Annotated in this window: 15 protein-coding genes and 2 pseudogenes; 10 read left to right on the top strand and 7 right to left on the bottom strand. The window is 69.0% G+C overall.

Translation table 11 applies throughout. The annotated features are described in order from the left end of the window. Positions 1-10: 10 nt before the first annotated feature. Positions 11-370 carry a DUF732 domain-containing protein gene (locus C6A86_RS15920; protein WP_105366507.1) on the top strand — a complete coding sequence of 120 codons (360 nt, stop codon included), beginning with the start codon at positions 11-13 and terminating at the stop codon, positions 368-370. A 39-nt stretch (positions 371-409) separates the two neighbouring features. Here the strand turns inward: C6A86_RS15920 and C6A86_RS15915 are convergent, their stop codons facing one another. Further along, positions 410-1,204 (bottom strand): SGNH/GDSL hydrolase family protein, encoded by a 795-nt coding sequence (locus C6A86_RS15915; protein ID WP_105366506.1) that lies wholly within the window; start codon positions 1,202-1,204, stop codon positions 410-412. A 466-nt stretch (positions 1,205-1,670) separates the two neighbouring features. On the opposite strand from C6A86_RS15915, the gene C6A86_RS15910 reads away from it, so the two are divergent. Then, the gene (locus tag C6A86_RS15910; RefSeq protein WP_105366504.1) at positions 1,671-2,141 is read left to right on the top strand and encodes an NUDIX domain-containing protein; all 471 of its coding nucleotides are present in this window, start codon (positions 1,671-1,673) and stop codon (positions 2,139-2,141) included. A 1-nt stretch (position 2,142) separates the two neighbouring features. Here the strand turns inward: C6A86_RS15910 and C6A86_RS15905 are convergent, their stop codons facing one another. The 3 genes from C6A86_RS15905 to malQ all read right to left on the bottom strand — a co-directional run bounded on the left by C6A86_RS15905 (position 2,143) and on the right by malQ (position 6,200). Further along, positions 2,143-3,552: a serine/threonine-protein kinase gene (locus tag C6A86_RS15905; protein WP_105366503.1), complete on the bottom strand. Its 1,410-nt coding sequence runs from the start codon at positions 3,550-3,552 to the stop codon at positions 2,143-2,145. A gap of 22 nt (positions 3,553-3,574) precedes the next feature. Further along, positions 3,575-4,015, bottom strand: a complete 441-nt coding sequence (locus C6A86_RS15900) for a hypothetical protein (protein ID WP_199196455.1) — start codon at positions 4,013-4,015, stop codon at positions 3,575-3,577. 64 nt (positions 4,016-4,079) lie between these two features. After that, a complete protein-coding gene (malQ, locus tag C6A86_RS15895) occupies positions 4,080-6,200 on the bottom strand; it encodes a 4-alpha-glucanotransferase (RefSeq protein WP_105366502.1) in 2,121 nt (706 codons plus the stop codon). A 66-nt stretch (positions 6,201-6,266) separates the two neighbouring features. Here malQ and C6A86_RS15890 point away from each other — a divergent pair, with 66 nt between their 5' ends. Further along, positions 6,267-7,469 carry an MFS transporter gene (locus C6A86_RS15890; protein ID WP_105366501.1) on the top strand — a complete coding sequence of 401 codons (1,203 nt, stop codon included), beginning with the start codon at positions 6,267-6,269 and terminating at the stop codon, positions 7,467-7,469. Here C6A86_RS15890 and C6A86_RS15885 read toward each other — a convergent pair. Continuing rightward, positions 7,438-7,761 (bottom strand): multidrug efflux SMR transporter, encoded by a 324-nt coding sequence (locus C6A86_RS15885; protein ID WP_199196456.1) that lies wholly within the window; start codon positions 7,759-7,761, stop codon positions 7,438-7,440. The genes C6A86_RS15890 and C6A86_RS15885 overlap by 32 nt on opposite strands. Next, entirely contained in the window at positions 7,761-8,102 is a 342-nt protein-coding gene (locus C6A86_RS15880; RefSeq protein ID WP_105366499.1) for a multidrug efflux SMR transporter, read from the bottom strand. Before C6A86_RS15880 ends, C6A86_RS15885 begins: the two co-directional genes overlap by 1 nt. Positions 8,103-8,253: 151 nt before the next feature. Here C6A86_RS15880 and C6A86_RS15875 point away from each other — a divergent pair, with 151 nt between their 5' ends. The 5 genes and pseudogenes from C6A86_RS15875 to C6A86_RS15855 all read left to right on the top strand — a co-directional run bounded on the left by C6A86_RS15875 (position 8,254) and on the right by C6A86_RS15855 (position 13,850). Further along, the gene (locus C6A86_RS15875) at positions 8,254-9,810 is read left to right on the top strand and encodes a carboxylesterase/lipase family protein (RefSeq protein ID WP_233213281.1); all 1,557 of its coding nucleotides are present in this window, start codon (positions 8,254-8,256) and stop codon (positions 9,808-9,810) included. A gap of 59 nt (positions 9,811-9,869) precedes the next feature. Continuing rightward, positions 9,870-10,790 (top strand): sterol desaturase family protein, encoded by a 921-nt coding sequence (locus tag C6A86_RS15870; protein WP_105366497.1) that lies wholly within the window; start codon positions 9,870-9,872, stop codon positions 10,788-10,790. Between the two features lie 40 nt (positions 10,791-10,830). Then, positions 10,831-12,237 (top strand): FAD-binding oxidoreductase, encoded by a 1,407-nt coding sequence (locus C6A86_RS15865; protein ID WP_105366496.1) that lies wholly within the window; start codon positions 10,831-10,833, stop codon positions 12,235-12,237. Positions 12,238-12,350: 113 nt separating this feature from the next. Further along, positions 12,351-12,961: pseudogene (locus C6A86_RS15860) on the top strand (LysM peptidoglycan-binding domain-containing protein). 142 nt (positions 12,962-13,103) lie between these two features. After that, positions 13,104-13,850 (top strand): S1 family peptidase, encoded by a 747-nt coding sequence (locus tag C6A86_RS15855; RefSeq protein WP_233213280.1) that lies wholly within the window; start codon positions 13,104-13,106, stop codon positions 13,848-13,850. Here the strand turns inward: C6A86_RS15855 and C6A86_RS15850 are convergent. Then, the gene (locus C6A86_RS15850) at positions 13,763-14,203 is read right to left on the bottom strand and encodes a nitroreductase/quinone reductase family protein (protein ID WP_105366495.1); all 441 of its coding nucleotides are present in this window, start codon (positions 14,201-14,203) and stop codon (positions 13,763-13,765) included. The genes C6A86_RS15855 and C6A86_RS15850 overlap by 88 nt on opposite strands. A 100-nt stretch (positions 14,204-14,303) precedes the next feature. Here C6A86_RS15850 and C6A86_RS15845 point away from each other — a divergent pair, with 100 nt between their 5' ends. Continuing rightward, positions 14,304-15,026: a TetR/AcrR family transcriptional regulator gene (locus C6A86_RS15845; protein ID WP_105366494.1), complete on the top strand. Its 723-nt coding sequence runs from the start codon at positions 14,304-14,306 to the stop codon at positions 15,024-15,026. A gap of 46 nt (positions 15,027-15,072) precedes the next feature. Further along, positions 15,073-15,566: pseudogene (locus tag C6A86_RS15840) on the top strand (VOC family protein). The last annotated feature ends 2 nt before the right edge of the window (positions 15,567-15,568 follow it).

The raw sequence follows: 15,568 nt of genomic DNA, 5'->3' as shown, positions 1-15,568 counted from the left end.
ATTGCCGCCCATGCGCCGTATTTCGCTGTGCCTGCTGTCCACTCTGACCGCGGCGGCCACCGCGCTGGCCGTCGCCGCGCCGGCCGGCGCGGACTCCGTCACCGACAGCTTCCTCAACGCCGTCGACCAGGCCGGTGTGACCGCCCCGAACATGGTCGACAACGCGGCACTGGGGCAGTCGGTGTGCCCGATGCTGTCGGAGCCCGGTCAGAACGTCGCCGACGTGGCGGCTCGGGTCGCCGATACCGCGGGCATGCCGCTGGGACCGGCCACCATGTTCACCGGACTCGCGATCTCGGCGTTCTGCCCGGCCGCGGTGGCCGGTATCGGTGACGGCAAGGTGTTCGGGTTCGACGTACTGGGCTTCTGAGCGCCCCGCGACTATTGGGCTGCTGCGCGCGTAACGCGGTCATTGGGCTTCGGTGCGCGTTGACACCGGAGCCAGTTCGGGGCGGCGTGGCACCCGGCCGTGCCCGGCGCCCCGTCCGCGCAGATGCCGCCAGATCCACGGCATGAACATGTTCTGCGTCCACAGCAGCTGTGAGTACATCCGGGACCGGAACGTCTGATGATCGGTGACGCCTGCGCCGGCCAGCGCCCAATCATGGTCGCTGCCAGGCAGACCCAGTGCCTCCGCGGCCGCCGCGGCGAACAGCAGATGGCCATTGCGTGAACCGTGCACCCGGTCCGGGCTCCACACCTCGGGGTCGGTCATCGATTCGGCGTAGTACAGATCGACGAGCCGGAAACCATGGTCGGTAGCCGCGGTGCGGATGACGTCGTTGATCTCCAGCACCCGCGGCACCAGCAGCCGCCCGGCCGGCAGGATGCGGGTGATATCGGGAAACGTCGTCGTCACGACGGTGGCCCCCGATGACGCCAGTCGTCGGTGCAATTCGTCGAGATCGACGAGCGCCTGCCGGAACTTGCGGCCCGGACGGGTCACGTCGTTCATCCCGACGCACACCGTGATCAGATCCGGCTGCATCGACAACGCTTGTGGCAGCTGGACATCCAGCACATCGCGCACACGCTTACCGCGGATGGCGAGATTTGCGTAGCGCAGGCCGGGGGAGTGCGCATCGATCATCCGGGCCAGCCGATCGGCGAAGCCGATCAGGGCTCCCGCATCATCGAGGTCCCAGAGCCCTTCGGTCTGGCTGTCGCCCACAGCCACGTATCTGCGGTACCGGTGGTCGGCCACGGTTCAGACTGTAATGGGCAGAACGGCTTCCGCGCTGCGCGGTGTGTGCTCGGCCACACCGTGCCGTCAGCCGGCGTCGATCAGAACGATGGACCTGTTCAGCTCGAGGGGAGCGAGGCCGGGTCCCACGCCCGACACCTTGCTTCGGTTCAATGCGACCGGCCCCCATCGATCAACCACCACGACACTGCCCTGACGTGCCTGCTCAACCACGGTTTCATCGACGGTGTCGGGCCCTTCCGGGGCCGCCTGGACGGGGGTGGCGAGTCCGATCGACAGACCCCCCAGTGCTACTCCGAGCGCGGTACCGATGTGTGCGCGTGCGCGCGGGGTCCTGAAACCTCTTGCCCTCATGGCCAACTGCCTTCTTTCGCTGCTCTTCCCGCTTCAACAGGCGATCGCGGCGCTAAATTCCACCGGAGCACCCTGCCGTAAATGTGACGTTCACCGCGTATTAACCTGCGGTATGCCGCGATTGAGTGCAGGGCTGTTGGTGTACCGCGTCGTCGAAGGCATTCCCGAGGTGCTGATCGGTCACCCGGGAGGGCCGTTCTGGGCCCGTAAGGACGACGGGGCGTGGACCATCCCCAAGGGCGAATACGACGACACCGAGGATCCGTGGACGGCGGCCCGGCGGGAGTTCACCGAGGAGGTCGGTCTGCCGCCGCCGGATGGACCGCGGATTGCGTTCGCGCCCCTGCGGCAGCCCAGCGGCAAGGTGGTCACGGTATTCGCGGTGGAGGCCGATCTGGATGTCCGGGACGCGGTGAGCAACACGTTCACCCTCGAGTGGCCCAGAGGGTCCGGGAAGTTCCGGGAGTATCCCGAGCTGGACCGGGTCGGCTGGTTCGGCGTGCTGGAGGCGCGTGACAAGCTGCTGAAAGGCCAACGGCCACTTCTGGATCTACTGATGCAACAGCTGGATCACCGCGGGTAGCTCAGGGCAGCCCGTTGCTCTGGCGGATCTGCTCACGGCATTCGCGGCGGGTCTGCCCGGTCTGCTGCATGCACACCCGCACCGGAGACTCCTCGGCGGCCGGCAGCGGTTCATCGCCGGGGTCGGTGGTGACCGTCGGAATGGGCACCGCACCGGACGTCAGCGACCACACGGTGGCGTTGGTGTCCTGAATCGACGAGCAGTAGGCCGTTGCCCCCGCCGCGGTGACCGCGGTGCTGCCCTCCGGCAGACAATCTGCCCCGATGACCACCGGTGGCGTGGCCGCCGAGGTGTCTGATGTCGTGACGGTGGTGACCGTCGTCGAGGGTGGCGTGGTGGTGGACGGCGCCGCGGAGGACGTCACCGGCGCAGCGGAACGGGCCGTCGACGACGGGGTCGGCGCGGCGGTGGGGCGCTCGTCGTCGGCGCGGTTGAGTTCGAAGACGGCCGCCGCCACAGCGACGCACAGCATCACCGCGAGCACGGCGACGATGGCGATCAACGCGCGTGACCGGCGCGCGTGACGCGCGGGTGCGCTCGCGGCGGCGGCCTGGGTCAGTCCGAGCGTGTCGCCGTCGAGTTGATGACTGAGCGCCCGCGCGAAATCGGCGCACCGGTCGAACCGGTCGGCGGGTTCCTTGGCCAGCGCCTTGGCGAACACCGGGTCCAGGTGGGCCAATTCGGGGCGGTGGTCCCCGATCGCCGGAGGCAGCGCCGACAGGTGCTGGCTGATGACGACCGCTGGATTGGAGTTCTGGAAGGGCGGTCTGCCGGTGAGCAATTCATAGGCGGTCGCGGCCAGTGCGTACTGATCGGCACGGCCGTCCACGGTGCTGCCCATCAGCTGTTCGGGCGCGGCGTAGGACACCGTGCCGACCGTCATATTGGTCGCAGTCAGGCCGCTGACGTCATCGGACCACCGGGCGATGCCGAAGTCGGCCAGCAGGATCCGGCGGTCGGCGGACTGCGTGTCCGAGAGCAGGATGTTGGCGGGTTTGACGTCGCGGTGCAGCAGGCCACGTTGATGCGCATAGTCCAGTGCATCGGCCACGGCGCCGACGATCTCGTCGACGTGTTTCGCGGGTAGACCCCTCCGATGGTGCTCGCGTACGAACCGGGCGGTATCGGTCCCCGGTACGTAGTCCATCGCGATCCACAGCTGGCCGTCGTGTTCGCCGCGGTCGTGCACGCCGACGATGTGGGGATGCCATAGCGTCGCGGCGATATCGGCCTCGCGTTCGAAGCGTTGCCGGTACTCGTCATCGGCCGAGACCCCGGCGCGCAGGACCTTCAGCGCGTCCTGACGGGGGAGGCGGGGGTGCTGGGCGAGGTAGACCTCACCCATCCCCCCGGTGCCCAGGCATCGGACGATGGTGTACCCGGCAAAGTTCGCTCCAGCTGCCAATGGCATGGGCGAATATTAGACGGCGGTCTCAGCCCGCCGGCGGAGGCACAGGTGCGGGCGAGGTCGGGACCCCTGCACCCGGCGGGGGCACCGGGGTGGGGGTCACGGTGGTGATGCCGTTGGCGCCGATGGTGCGCCCACCGGGACCGGAACCACTCGACCTGTTCAGGCCGGCCTCGTCGAAGGCCGCCTGGGTGCAGTTGAGCATCAGCTGCACGCGTCCGTTGCTGGTGAATTTCTGCTTCTCCACGACGCAGAGACTCTGCTGCATATCGCTGCCCACAGCGCCGCCGAAGGTGGCCTTCATACCGGCGCCTGCCAGGATCTGCACCGCGCGGCCGTAGGGTTCGCCGACGACGTTGTAGGGGCTCTCCGCAGCCGGATCCGAGCTGGCGGTGCCGGCAGTGATCAGTGCCGCCAGTGCTGCGGCGCTGGTGCCGAAACCTAGCGCGATGAGCTTCTTGTTCACGTGCCCTCCGGGTGTCGCGGTGCGGTGCGAACATATCGCAGAACCACACCTGTAGAAACTCCAGTCACGTTTCCATCGTCCGCACCTGGGATTTCATTACTTCGGCCAGCGCGTTGGCGCGCGGGTCGTCGAAGATGTCCTCGACCCGCAGCCGTCGACCGTCCGGCCCGGCCAGCGGCACCCGCCAGTTGGGGTACTCATCGGTGGTGCCCGGCTGATTCTGGGCCCGGACATCGCCGACGGCGTCGGGCAGCGCCAACGCCAGCAGCTTGGACGGGGTTCGGCCCAGGTAGGCGTACAGGCCGCGGATCATCTCGTCGATACCCGGGTCCGCGCCGACGAGCCCGAGCCGCTGCAGCTCTGCCCGCCAGGCCGCCTGCTCGGCGCGGTCGGCGGCGAGTTCCTCCTCGGCCGGCCGGGTCAGCAGGCCCAGTTCCTCGCGCAACCGGATGTGCTCACCGGCCAGATACCCGGCCGTCGGTGGCAGATCGTGGGTGGTCACCGAGGACAGGCAGGCCTCCCGCCACCGATTGGCGGGTAGGGGCTTGTCCGGTTGCCCCCACTCGCGGTCACGTTCGAACCACAGGATGGAGGTGCCGAACAGTCCGCGTTCGCTCAGGTAGTCCCGCACCCACGGTTCGACGGTGCCCAGGTCCTCGCCGACCACGACCGCACCGGCACGCATCGCCTCCAGCGCGACGATGCCGATCAGCGCGTCGTGGTCGTAGCGCACGTAGGTGCCCTCGGTCGGCGCGGCGCCCTCGGGGATCCACCACAGCCGGAACAGCCCGATGATGTGGTCGATGCGGACTCCGCCTGCGTGCCGCAGCACCGCCTCGACCAGTGCGCGGAACGGCGCGTAGCCGGACTTCTCCAGCTGATCGGGCCGCCACGGGGGTTGGGACCAGTTCTGGCCGAGCTGGTTGTACTCGTCCGGTGGCGCACCGGCACTGACACCGAGGGCCAGCACGTCCTGCAGCGCCCACGCATCGGCGCCGTTGGGATCCACCCCGACCGCCAGGTCGTGCATGATGCCCAGCGCCATCCCGGCCTGGATGGCGGTGGCCTGTGCGGCCGTCAGCTGGTCGTCCAGCAGCCACTGCAGCCAGCGGTGGAAGTCCACGGCCTCGGCGTGGTCCGCCGCGAACTCCGCGACCGCCGGGGCATCCGGATGGGTCAGCGGCTCGGGCCAGCCGTGCCAGTCGGAGCCGTGCACCTCGGCCAGCGCGCACCAGACGGCGAAGTCGTCGAGGCTGCGTCCGGCACGGTCCCGGAATGCGGCGTAGGCGAGTTCGCGGCCCGCCGAGCGCGGCACCCGGTACAGCTGCTTGAGGGCGGCCCTCTTGACCTTCCACGCGGCGTCGCGGTCGATCCCGTCGTGACGGCGGGCGCGGGCGGCGAGGTCGGCGCGGGCCTTGCGCAGCGGTCCACGCTTGCGCAGGTGGGCGTATTCGGGGACGGCCTCGACCCGCAGGTAGAGCGGGTTGACGAACCGGCGGGAGGTCGGCAGGTAGGGCGAAGGTTCCATCGGTGCGACCGGCGCGGCGGCGTGCAGCGGGTTCACCAGGATGAACCCCGCACCGTGCCGGGCTGCTGACCAGACCGCCAGATCGGTCAGATCGGTCAGATCGCCCGTACCCCAGGAATTCTCGGAGGTGACGCTGTACAGCTGGGCGGCCAGGCCCCACTGCCGTGCGGTCGGCGCGGCCAGCGTGGCGGGCGCGACGATGAGGGTGGTGCTGATGTCGAGCTGGCCGGCCTGAGCGTGCAGCCGGTGATAACCGGGCGGTAGGTCCGCGGGTAGTTCGAAGGTGGCCTCCCCGATCAGCTTGCCGTCCAGATCATATGGGGGACGGTTGTTTTCGAGCTGTCGCAGCCCGGTGCGCACCGATCCGTCCGCCAGTCGGATCCACAGCCCGACCGGGTCGCCGTGGGTGACGTGCACCCAGAACGAGGACGCTGCGCCGGAACGGGCCACGACGGTCGGGGGCAGGGTGAAACCCCAGTGCTCACGATCATGGTTGCGGCGGGCCTCCTCGCGTTCGGCCGCGGTGCCGGCCGGCACGCCGAGCGAGGCCAGCACCCCGATCAGGGTGTGCTCCGGAACCGGGACGGTGCGCCCCCGCCAGTCGATGAAATCGGTCGCCACCCCGTACAGCTGTGCGAGGTCGGCAAGTTCGGTCATGCCCGCAATCTTGCCGGATCCGCCGGCGCAGCGCTGTCCGCACAGCGACCAGTACTGTCGGCGGGCATGGTTTCCGGACCGATCGACACCGTGCCGGACCGGCGGGCCAGGATCGCGGTCAGCGCCCTGTTCCTCACCAACGGCGCGGTGTTCGCCAATCTGTTGCCCCGCTACCCTGAGATCAAGACCGATCTTGCGTTGACCAATGCCGAGTACGGGGCCATTGCGGCCGCCTTCCCGGCCGGCGCGCTGGTCGCCGGTCTCGCCGCGGGCATGGTGATCCGCCGGCTCGGCTCGGCGCGTGCCGCGGTCAGCTCGACGGTGATGCTGGCCGTGCTGCTCGTGGTCGCCGGTTATGCGAGCGGCCCGGCCGTGCTGGCGGCCGCCCTCTTCCTGGGCGGGGCCTGCGATGCGGTCACCGATGTGGCCCAGAACGCGCACGGTCTGCGCGTGCAGCAGCGCTACGGGCGGTCCATCATCAACTCGCTGCACGCGGTGTGGGCCGGCGGTGCCATCCTCGGCGGACTGATGGGAGCGGGCGCCATCGCGCTGGGCATCGAGCGGGGACCCCACCTTGCCATCTCGGCGGCGCTGTTCGCGGCGGTGGCGCTCACCGCGTATCCGTTCCTGCTGCCCGGGCCCGATCGCGTCGAGGACGGCACATCAGCTACCGGGACGCGGTTTCGCGCGGGTCATGCCGTCTACGCCGTGCTGGCGGCGCTGATCGCGATGGCCATCGCCGGTGCGGTGATCGAGGATGCCGGGAGCACCTGGGCCACCCTCTACATGCGCGACGGTGTCGGGGCGCCGCCCGCGATCGCGGTATCGGGTTACGTGGCGCTGATGGGCGCCATGTTCGTCGGACGGCTGACCGGCGACCGACTGGTGGACCGGTTCGGGGAACGCGCGGTGACGTTGTCCGGCGGTCTGGTGATCGCCGCCGGCATGGGTGCGGCGCTGGCCTTTCCGAGCGTGCCGGGGACCATCGCCGGTTTCGCGGCGGTGGGTCTGGGGGTGGCCACCCTGGTGCCGGCCGCCATGCACGGCGCCGATCGGCTGCCGGGGCTGCGGGCGGGGACCGGGCTGACCGCGGTGGCCTGGTTGATGCGCCTCGGGTTCGTGGCGTCCCCGCCGGTGGTGGGCCTGATCGCGGACGCCGCAGGGCTTCGGGCCGGGCTGCTGCTGGTCCCGGCGGCGGGGCTGCTGGTGGCGTTGCTCGCCAGCTGCCCCGGTGTGCTCAGTGGGCGGCAGCGCCCATCTCGATCGTGAGGACTCCGGCGATGATCAACCCGATCCCGGCCAGCATCCGCCAGGTCAGCGGATCGTGGAACAGGAATCGCGCGGCGATGGCCACCAGGGCTACCCCGCATGCGGTCCAGATGCCGTAGGCCACACCGACCGGCATGCCGAGCGACAACGACAACCACAGCAGATAGAAGGACACCAGGTACCCGGCGGCCACCGGCCCGATCCACGCCCTGCGGCGGAATCCGTCGGAGGCTCGCAGGGACAGCGTCGCCAGCACCTCCGTGCCGATCGCCCCGGCCAGCGCCAGCCACATCATGCGGGCGCCTCGGGTGTGCGCTCGTGCGAACCGAACTCGACCAGCAGCACCCCGGCGATGATCAGCGCGATACCCGCCGCCAATGGCCACGTGAAGGCCTCACCGAAGATCACCGAGGCGGCGAGTGCGGTGACCGCGGTGCCGATCGCGCCCCAGATGCCGTAGGCCACCCCGACCGGCATCCCGGCCCGCAGTACCGCCGCCATCAAGATGAAGGACGAGATGTAGCCGACGACCACGACGATCAGCCAGGCCCAGTGGTCCTGGGAGGCCCGCAGGGACAGGGTGCCGGTGACTTCCGTGGCGATCGCCGCGCTCAGCAGTCCCCACTTTCGCATTCGCGGCAGCCTAGCCGCGATCAGGCCGGCGTGGTCTGCCGGGCTCGCAGAGTTCGTCGCGGGAAGGCACCGCGCCGGGTCTGACTTGACCAGGTCTTCGCGCCGCCTGGAACGCATGCGTACCGTGGAACATCGGAAGGTAGGAGTGAACATGAACGACTCGCTCATCGTCGACACCAGCAACGGACCCGTCCGCGGGATCAGCGACGGCACCGTCTCGGCATGGCTGGGCATCCGCTACGCCGCGCCGCCGGTCGGTGACCTGCGCTGGCGGGCTCCGCAAACGCCGGCGCCGTGGACCGAACCGGCCGACGCCACCGAAGTGGGCCCGGTGTGCCCGCAGCCGACCGACCCGCGGATCCCGCTCGATCTCGGAGCCCCGCAGGGCGAGGACTGCCTCACCCTCAATGTGTGGGTTCCCTGTGGGGGAGAGCGCAGCGACGGGGAACGGGTGAGCGGGGCGGACAACAAGCCGGTACTGGTATGGGTGCATGGCGGGGCCTACGTGCTGGGGTCGGGCGCTCAGCCGCTCTACCACGGCAGGGAACTGGCCGTCGGCGACGACGTCGTCGTGGTGACCGTCAACTACCGTCTCGGCGCGTTCGGCTTCCTCGATCTGTCCTCGTTCGGGGATGCCTTCGACACCAACAACGGCCTGCGCGATGTGCTGTTCGCCCTGCAGTGGGTGCGCGACAACATCGCCGCATTCGGCGGCGACCCGGACCGCGTCACGCTGTTCGGGGAATCTGCCGGCGGCGGCATCGTCACCACCCTGCTGGGCAGCCCGGCCGCCGCCGGGCTGTTCCACCGCGCCATCGCCCAGAGCTCACCGGTCACCTCGGTGTACGACCAGACCCGGGGCCGGCGGATCGCCGAGGACTTCCTCACCGAGTTGGGCATGTCGGCCCGCGACGCCGGACAGCTACCCACCCTGCCGGTGGCCGCCGTGGTGGCGGCCACCAAACACCTGTTCAACGACGTGCCGGCGCGCGCACCCGGGACGCTGGCGTTCGTGCCGATCGTGGACGGCGACCTGGTGCCCGACTACCCGGTGCAACTGGCGCGGGCCGGGCGCACGCTGCCGGTACCGCTGATCATCGGGACCAATGAGCACGAGGCGGCGCTGTTTCGCTGGATGAAGTCGCCCCTGCTGCCGATCACCCCGCAGGCCATCACGGACATGTTCACCGCGATCGCCGCCGAGCAGCCCGGTCTGCAGATCCCGAGTCAGTCCGAGATCGGTTCCGTCTACCGCGGCCGCGGGAAGAAGCCGGGGATGGGCGTGGCCCGCGACGTCGGCTTCCGGATGCCGTCCATCTGGTTCGCCGAGGGACACAACCAGGTCGCGCCGGTCTACATGTACCGATTCGACTGGGCCACCCCGATGTTGCGGGCGCTGCGCCTGGGCGGTGCGCACGCCACCGAGTTGCCCTATGTGTGGGGCAACCTGGTGGCCGGACCGAAGGACCCGACCTTCAAGCTGGGCGGCCTGGTGACCGGGAGGGCGGTCTCGCGCCGTATGCGTTCTCGCTGGACCGGTTTCGCCGCGGGTGGGGAGCCCGCAGCGGGACCGGCGGACGCGATCTGGCGCCCGTACCGCGACGACGATCGGGCCACCCTGCTGATCGGCGCCGAGGACGTGCTGGCCGACGATCCCGACCACGTGCAGCGCGCGACATGGGGCGCCGAAGTGCTGAGCTTCCGGTGACCGCCACGGGTGTCTGCGGCTCGGCATCCGTTGCCGAACGCAGCGATTAGGATCCCGCCATGGATGCGTTGCTGAGGTTGCTCGACGCACTGCCGCCGCAGATGCGCGACCCGGTGCTCTTCGCCATCCCGTTCTTCCTGCTGCTGTTGGTGCTGGAGTGGACCGCCGCGCGCAAGCTGGCGCACCTTGAGCCCGCCGACCGCACCCCGGCCGGGGCCTATCACCGCCGCGACGCCTGGGCGAGCCTGTCCATGGGTCTGGTCTCGGTGGCCACCACTGCCGGCTGGAAACTGTTGGCGCTCTTCGGTTATGCGGCGATCTACGCCTACCTGGCGCCGTGGCACCTGCCGTCTGACCAGTGGTACACGTGGCTGATCGCGCTGGTCGGCGTCGACCTGTTGTTCTACGCGTATCACCGGATCGCGCACCGGGTCCGGCTCATCTGGGCGACCCACCAGGCGCACCACTCCAGTCAGTATTTCAACTTCGCCACAGCGCTTCGGCAGAAGTGGAACAACAGCGGAGAGATCCTGATGTGGATTCCGCTGCCGCTGCTCGGGGTGCCGCCGTGGATGGTGTTCGCGAGTTTCTCGGTCAACCTGATCTACCAGTTCTGGGTGCACACCGAGCGCATCGACCGGCTGTGGCGGCCCGTCGAGTTCGTCTTCAACACACCGTCGCATCACCGGGTGCACCACGGCATGGATCCGGAGTACCTGGACAAGAACTACGCCGGGATCTTCATCCTGTGGGACAGGATCTTCGGGACGTATCAGGATGAGGTGTTCCGACCGCACTACGGGCTGACAAAACAGGTCGACACCTTCAACATCTGGAAGCTGCAGACCCACGAATACGTCGCGATCGGCCGGGATGTCCGGGCCGCAAGGCGCTGGCGCGACAAGTTCGGCTACGCGTTCGGGCCGCCCGGCTGGGCACCGCGGGAGGCCGGGCGCGCGGTGTCCCGCAGTGCGGGCTGAAGTCTGCTCGCAAGACCCGCAGACCCCGTAGTCTCGTGCTGTGAAGACCGTTTTCGATGCCCATGTCGACCCCGCACTCGTCGAACGTTCGCTTGCCGCAAGCGCGTTCGCACCGATGTGGCTCGACATCCGGCGGCCCGACCATGCCGCGTTGACCGGGGCGGTGAGTTGCGACCTGCTGGTCATCGGCGGTGGCTACACCGGTTTGTGGGCGGCCCTGCACGCCGCCGAGCGCCATCCGGGCCGCAAGATCGTGTTGATCGAGGCGAACCGGATCGGTTGGGCGGCGTCCGGGCGCAATGGCGGTTTCGTCGACGCCAGCCTGACCCATGGCGCCGAGAACGGAAAGTCGCGCTGGGCCGACGAGTTCGACACGTTGCAGGCAATGGGCCTGGAGAACCTCGACGGTATGGCCGCCGATATCGAACGGCTCGAGCTGGACGTGGAGTGGCAGCGGACCGGCATGCTGTCGGTGGCCACCGAACCACACCAGGTCGACTGGCTGGCCGAATCCGCAGCGGCCGGGGAGGGCCGCTTCCTGGATCAGGAGCAGGTGCGTGCGGAGGTTGCGTCGCCGACCTATCGGGCCGGACTGTTCGAGCCCGACACCTGTGCGATCGTGCACCCGGCCAAGCTCGCAATCGAGCTGGCGCGGGCGTGCCGCGCGGCCGGCGTGCAGATCCACGAGCACACCCGGGCGGTCTCGGTGCAGGCGTCGGGCAGCGGTCTGCGGGTGGGCGCCGAGACGGCCGTGGTGAACACCAAGCAGGTGGTGCTGGCGACCAACGTGTATCCCAGCCTGGTGCGCCGGAACCGTTGGTACACAGTGCCGGTGTATGACTATGTGCTGTCGACCGAGCCGCTGACCGCCGAACAGCTGGACCGGATCGGCTGGCGGAACCGGCAGGGCGTCGGCGACTGTGCGAACCAGTTCCACTACTACCGGCTGACCGCGGACAACCGCGTGGTCTGGGGCGGCTATGACGCCGTCTACTACTTCGGGCGGCGCGTCGATGCCGTGTACGAGGACCGGCAGCAGACCTACCGCAAGTTGGCCGAGCATTTCTTCATCACCTTCCCGCAACTCGACGACATCCGGTTCAGCCACCGCTGGGCGGGGGCGATCGACACCAACACCAGATTCTGCGCGCACTGGGGGACTGCCCACCGCGGCCGCCTCGCCTACGTCAACGGATTCACCGGCCTCGGAGTCGGGGCCACCCGGTTCGCCGCAGACGTCTGCCTGGACCTTCTCGACGGCTCACCCACGCCGCGCACCGAGTTGGAGATGGTCCGCAAGCGGCCACTGCCGTTCCCGCCGGAACCGGTTGCCAGCGTGGGGATTCAGGCCACCCGCTGGTCGCTGGATCGCGCCGACCACTCCGCGGGCAAGCGCAATGTGCTGTTGAAGACCCTGGACACGCTGGGCCTGGGTTTCGACTCCTGATCGTCTCGCACCGGATGTTCGCCGAGCGTTCGGTTCTCGGCGAACAGAACCGGACACCGGAGCTCTCCAGATCACTAGGCTCGGCATATCAATTGTCGAAGGGGGAGAGCGACATGACTGACAGACTTCAGAAGGGCGGGAAGCTCGCACCGGGGGAGTCGCTGACGTCCAAGAACGGGGCCTTTTCGGTGGTCTTGCAGGATGACGGCAACCTGGTGCTCTACAGCGGTGACACCGCGGTGTGGTCGACGGAGACCGACGGCCAGAACGTGGTCAGGGCCGAGGTCCAGGACGACGGCAACTTCGTGCTCTACACACCCGACGAGCCGGTCTGGCACACCGACACCAAGGGCGCCAAGGATGTGCGGCTGATCATCCAGGACGACCGCAATCTTGTGCTCTACGGTTTCGACGGGGTCGCCTGGGCCTCGGGTACCGAAACGACCGAAGCCCCGCCGGCGCCACCCCCGCCGGCCGCCGAGCCGGAGGTCGAGCTGGCCGCGCCGAGGAACCCGCACCCGCGGTCGAGGCTGCCGCACCGCCGCCACCGCCGCCGCCCGCTCCGCCGACCCTCCGCACCTACACCGTGGTCTCCGGGGACACGCTGTGGGCGATCTCGGAGCGCTTCTACGGCGACGGTCACCGGTATCAGCGCATCGCCGACGCCAGCAGTGTCGCCAACCCGGACCTGATCCACCCGGGTCAGGTGCTGACGATTCCGTAAAATCTCCGCTCCACGTGTTGCACGTGTGACACGCGAGTCGTTACGAGAACTGTGATGTAACGAGATCGAACCGTTATCCGATTCACTCGACAGCACCCCGGTAGCGTCGATTCCTGTGTGGGGTGGAGGATCGGAGGGCTCGATGCGTGCACGCCTTTTCCTGGGACTGTTGGCGGCGGCGCCGGCAGTGGCGGTGGCATTGGCCGTCGCCCCCGCGGCAAGCTCCGAGCCGGGGGTGACGGTGTATCCGGGGATGGAGATCCGGCAGGGCAGCACACTCTGCACGCTGGGCTTCGTCGATCCGGTGGCGCGCGCCGCGTTCACCGCCGGGCACTGCCGCGGCGACGGTCCGGTCACCGACAGGGCGGGCAATGTCATCGGCGCGATGGCGCTGTTCGACGACAACACCCCCGACGGCGCGACCGTCACCGGTGATCATCAGATCGCCGATTGGGGCGCCATCACGCTGGCCGACGACGTGCAGATCAATTCGGTGCTGCCCGGCGGACGCGCGCTCGTGATCGACGAGGCGCACGCGGTGAGCCAGCCCGGTCAGCAGGTCTGCCACTTCGGCGTCGTCACCGGCGAGAGCTGTGGCACCGTCGCCGTGGTCAACAACGGCTGGTTCACCATGGGCAACGGCGTGGTCAGCCAGAAGGGCGACTCCGGCGGCCCGGTCTACACCCTCACCCCGGACGGCCGGGCGGCGATCGTCGGATTGTTCAACAGCACCTGGGGCGGCGCCCCGACGGCGGTCTCCTGGCAGTCCACCGGCCAGCGGATCCGTGAGGCCGTCGCGACTCAGCCGGCCAGCTCGAACACCGGTATCGAGGCGGCGATCTCGTTCACCTCCGAGTCGGTCGATACGGGCGTCAACCCGCCCGAGTGACCCTTGACCTCCCAATACCACCTGTCCAGATAACGCCGGATCAGTTCCGGCTTGGCGGCATCCGGAATCTCCCGGACGCTCGCCCTGCGCCGGCGCCAGCGCGGCCCGGTCTCCACGGTTCCCGCGGCCCGGGCATTGCGCACCCATTGGGTGTTGCCGCGGGGTGAGACGACATAGTCGCGACCGTCGACGGTGAGTACGTTCACCACCACCGACCGCCACTGTCCCGTCGTTCTGCCCCGCACCCGCAGTGCGCGGCTGCCGGCGATTTCGATTCCCAGTTCGGCCAACTGCCGGATCACCTCGTTGAAGGCGCGGGCGGCTCGATTCGGCTGGTCGTAGCGCGTGGTCATGTCATTCCCTTCGATAAGAGAGCACTGCTCTTGGAAGAAGCTTGGCATGCCGCGTCCGGAAATTCAAGAGCAGTGTTCTCTTTTCTGGCACACTGGGCCGGTGGGTAAGAGGCAGCAGGCGCGCGACCGGATCGAGGCGCAGATCGTCGAGGTGGGCCGCCGTCACCTGGTCACCGACGGGGCCGCGGGCCTGTCGCTGCGTGCCATCGCCCGCGAGATCGGCCTGGTGTCCTCCGCCGTCTACCGCTATGTCGCCAGCCGTGACGATCTGCTGACCCTGCTGCTGGTCGACGCCTACACCGAACTGGCCGACACGGTGGACGCCGCGGCCGCGGCCGCGGCGGCGTCCGGCGACTGGGCGGCGCGGCTGGTGGCGATGGCGCATGCCGCGCGCCGGTGGGCCGTCGGGCAACCGGCGCGCTGGGCTCTGCTCTATGGCAGCCCGGTGCCCGGCTATCGCGCCCCGGCGGAATTGACGGTCGGCCCCGGCACGCGGGTCGTCGGCGCGCTGTTCGCGGTCATCGCCGACGGTATCCGCGACGGTGCCGTACCCAACCCCAAAGGCGCTGCACCGCAACCCCTATCGGATGATCTGGACCGGGTGCGGGCGGAGTTCGGTTTCCCTGGTGGCGATCCGGTGCTGCTGCAGTGCTTCCTGGTGTGGGCGACCTTGGTGGGGGCGATCAGTCTGGAGGTGTTCGGTCAGTACGGGCCGGACACGCTCTCGGCGCCCGAGGTGGTCTTCGACGGCCAGATCCGGTTGTTGGTGCAGGCCCTCGCCTCGTCGATCGGCGATTCGTGGCCGGACGCCGGGGCAAACTAGAACACGTTCTAGCCATCGCGGCGCGGTGGCGATATCCTCACTGGCGATGCTGAATCAGACACCTGTCCAGGTTGCCTGGGTGACCCGTGACCTCGACGCGACCGAGCAGACCCTGACCGCGTTGCTCGGGGCCAGGAAGTGGGTCCGCATGCCCGGTGTCCACTTCGGCCCGGACGCGTGCACCTACCGCGGCCGGCCCGCCGACTTCACCGCCGACATCTCCCTGAGCTACGCCGGTGACATGCAGCTCAGCTGATCGCCCCGGTCGACGGTGCGAACATCTACAGCGATTTCCTGGCCACCTCCGGCCCCGGTCTGCACCACATCTGCATGGCCGCCGCCGACGAGGCCGCGTTCGACACCGCGCTGCGCGACGCCGGCGTCGGTGGCGCATCGGTCGTCATGCAGGGCGTGATGCCCGGCGGGATGCGTTTCGCCTATGTGAGCGCCGCCGGCGCCGGGGTGCCCTTCATCGAGATCGCCTACATCCCGGCCGATATCCAGGCCGTTTTCGACCACATCAAGAACGAGCAGAAGTGAGA

This window comes from Mycobacterium sp. ITM-2016-00316 (assembly GCF_002968335.2).
GTDB lineage: Bacteria > Actinomycetota > Actinomycetes > Mycobacteriales > Mycobacteriaceae > Mycobacterium.
The sequence above is the reverse complement of the archived record's forward strand: the minus strand, read 5'-3'. Positions and strand labels throughout refer to the sequence as shown.

Coding starts and splice junctions, on each gene's coding strand:
- malQ (WP_105366502.1), bottom strand. CDS start 6,200: ATGACCGAACTTGCCGACCTCGCACAGCTGTACGGGGTGGCGACCGAT.
- C6A86_RS15890 (WP_105366501.1), top strand. CDS start 6,267: ATGGTTTCCGGACCGATCGACACCGTGCCGGACCGGCGGGCCAGGATC.
- C6A86_RS15905 (WP_105366503.1), bottom strand. CDS start 3,552: ATGCCATTGGCAGCTGGAGCGAACTTTGCCGGGTACACCATCGTCCGA.
- C6A86_RS15855 (WP_233213280.1), top strand. CDS start 13,104: ATGCGTGCACGCCTTTTCCTGGGACTGTTGGCGGCGGCGCCGGCAGTG.
- C6A86_RS15910 (WP_105366504.1), top strand. CDS start 1,671: ATGCCGCGATTGAGTGCAGGGCTGTTGGTGTACCGCGTCGTCGAAGGC.
- C6A86_RS15870 (WP_105366497.1), top strand. CDS start 9,870: ATGGATGCGTTGCTGAGGTTGCTCGACGCACTGCCGCCGCAGATGCGC.
- C6A86_RS15885 (WP_199196456.1), bottom strand. CDS start 7,761: ATGTGGCTGGCGCTGGCCGGGGCGATCGGCACGGAGGTGCTGGCGACG.
- C6A86_RS15875 (WP_233213281.1), top strand. CDS start 8,254: ATGAACGACTCGCTCATCGTCGACACCAGCAACGGACCCGTCCGCGGG.
- C6A86_RS15850 (WP_105366495.1), bottom strand. CDS start 14,203: ATGACCACGCGCTACGACCAGCCGAATCGAGCCGCCCGCGCCTTCAAC.
- C6A86_RS15880 (WP_105366499.1), bottom strand. CDS start 8,102: ATGCGAAAGTGGGGACTGCTGAGCGCGGCGATCGCCACGGAAGTCACC.
- C6A86_RS15920 (WP_105366507.1), top strand. CDS start 11: ATGCGCCGTATTTCGCTGTGCCTGCTGTCCACTCTGACCGCGGCGGCC.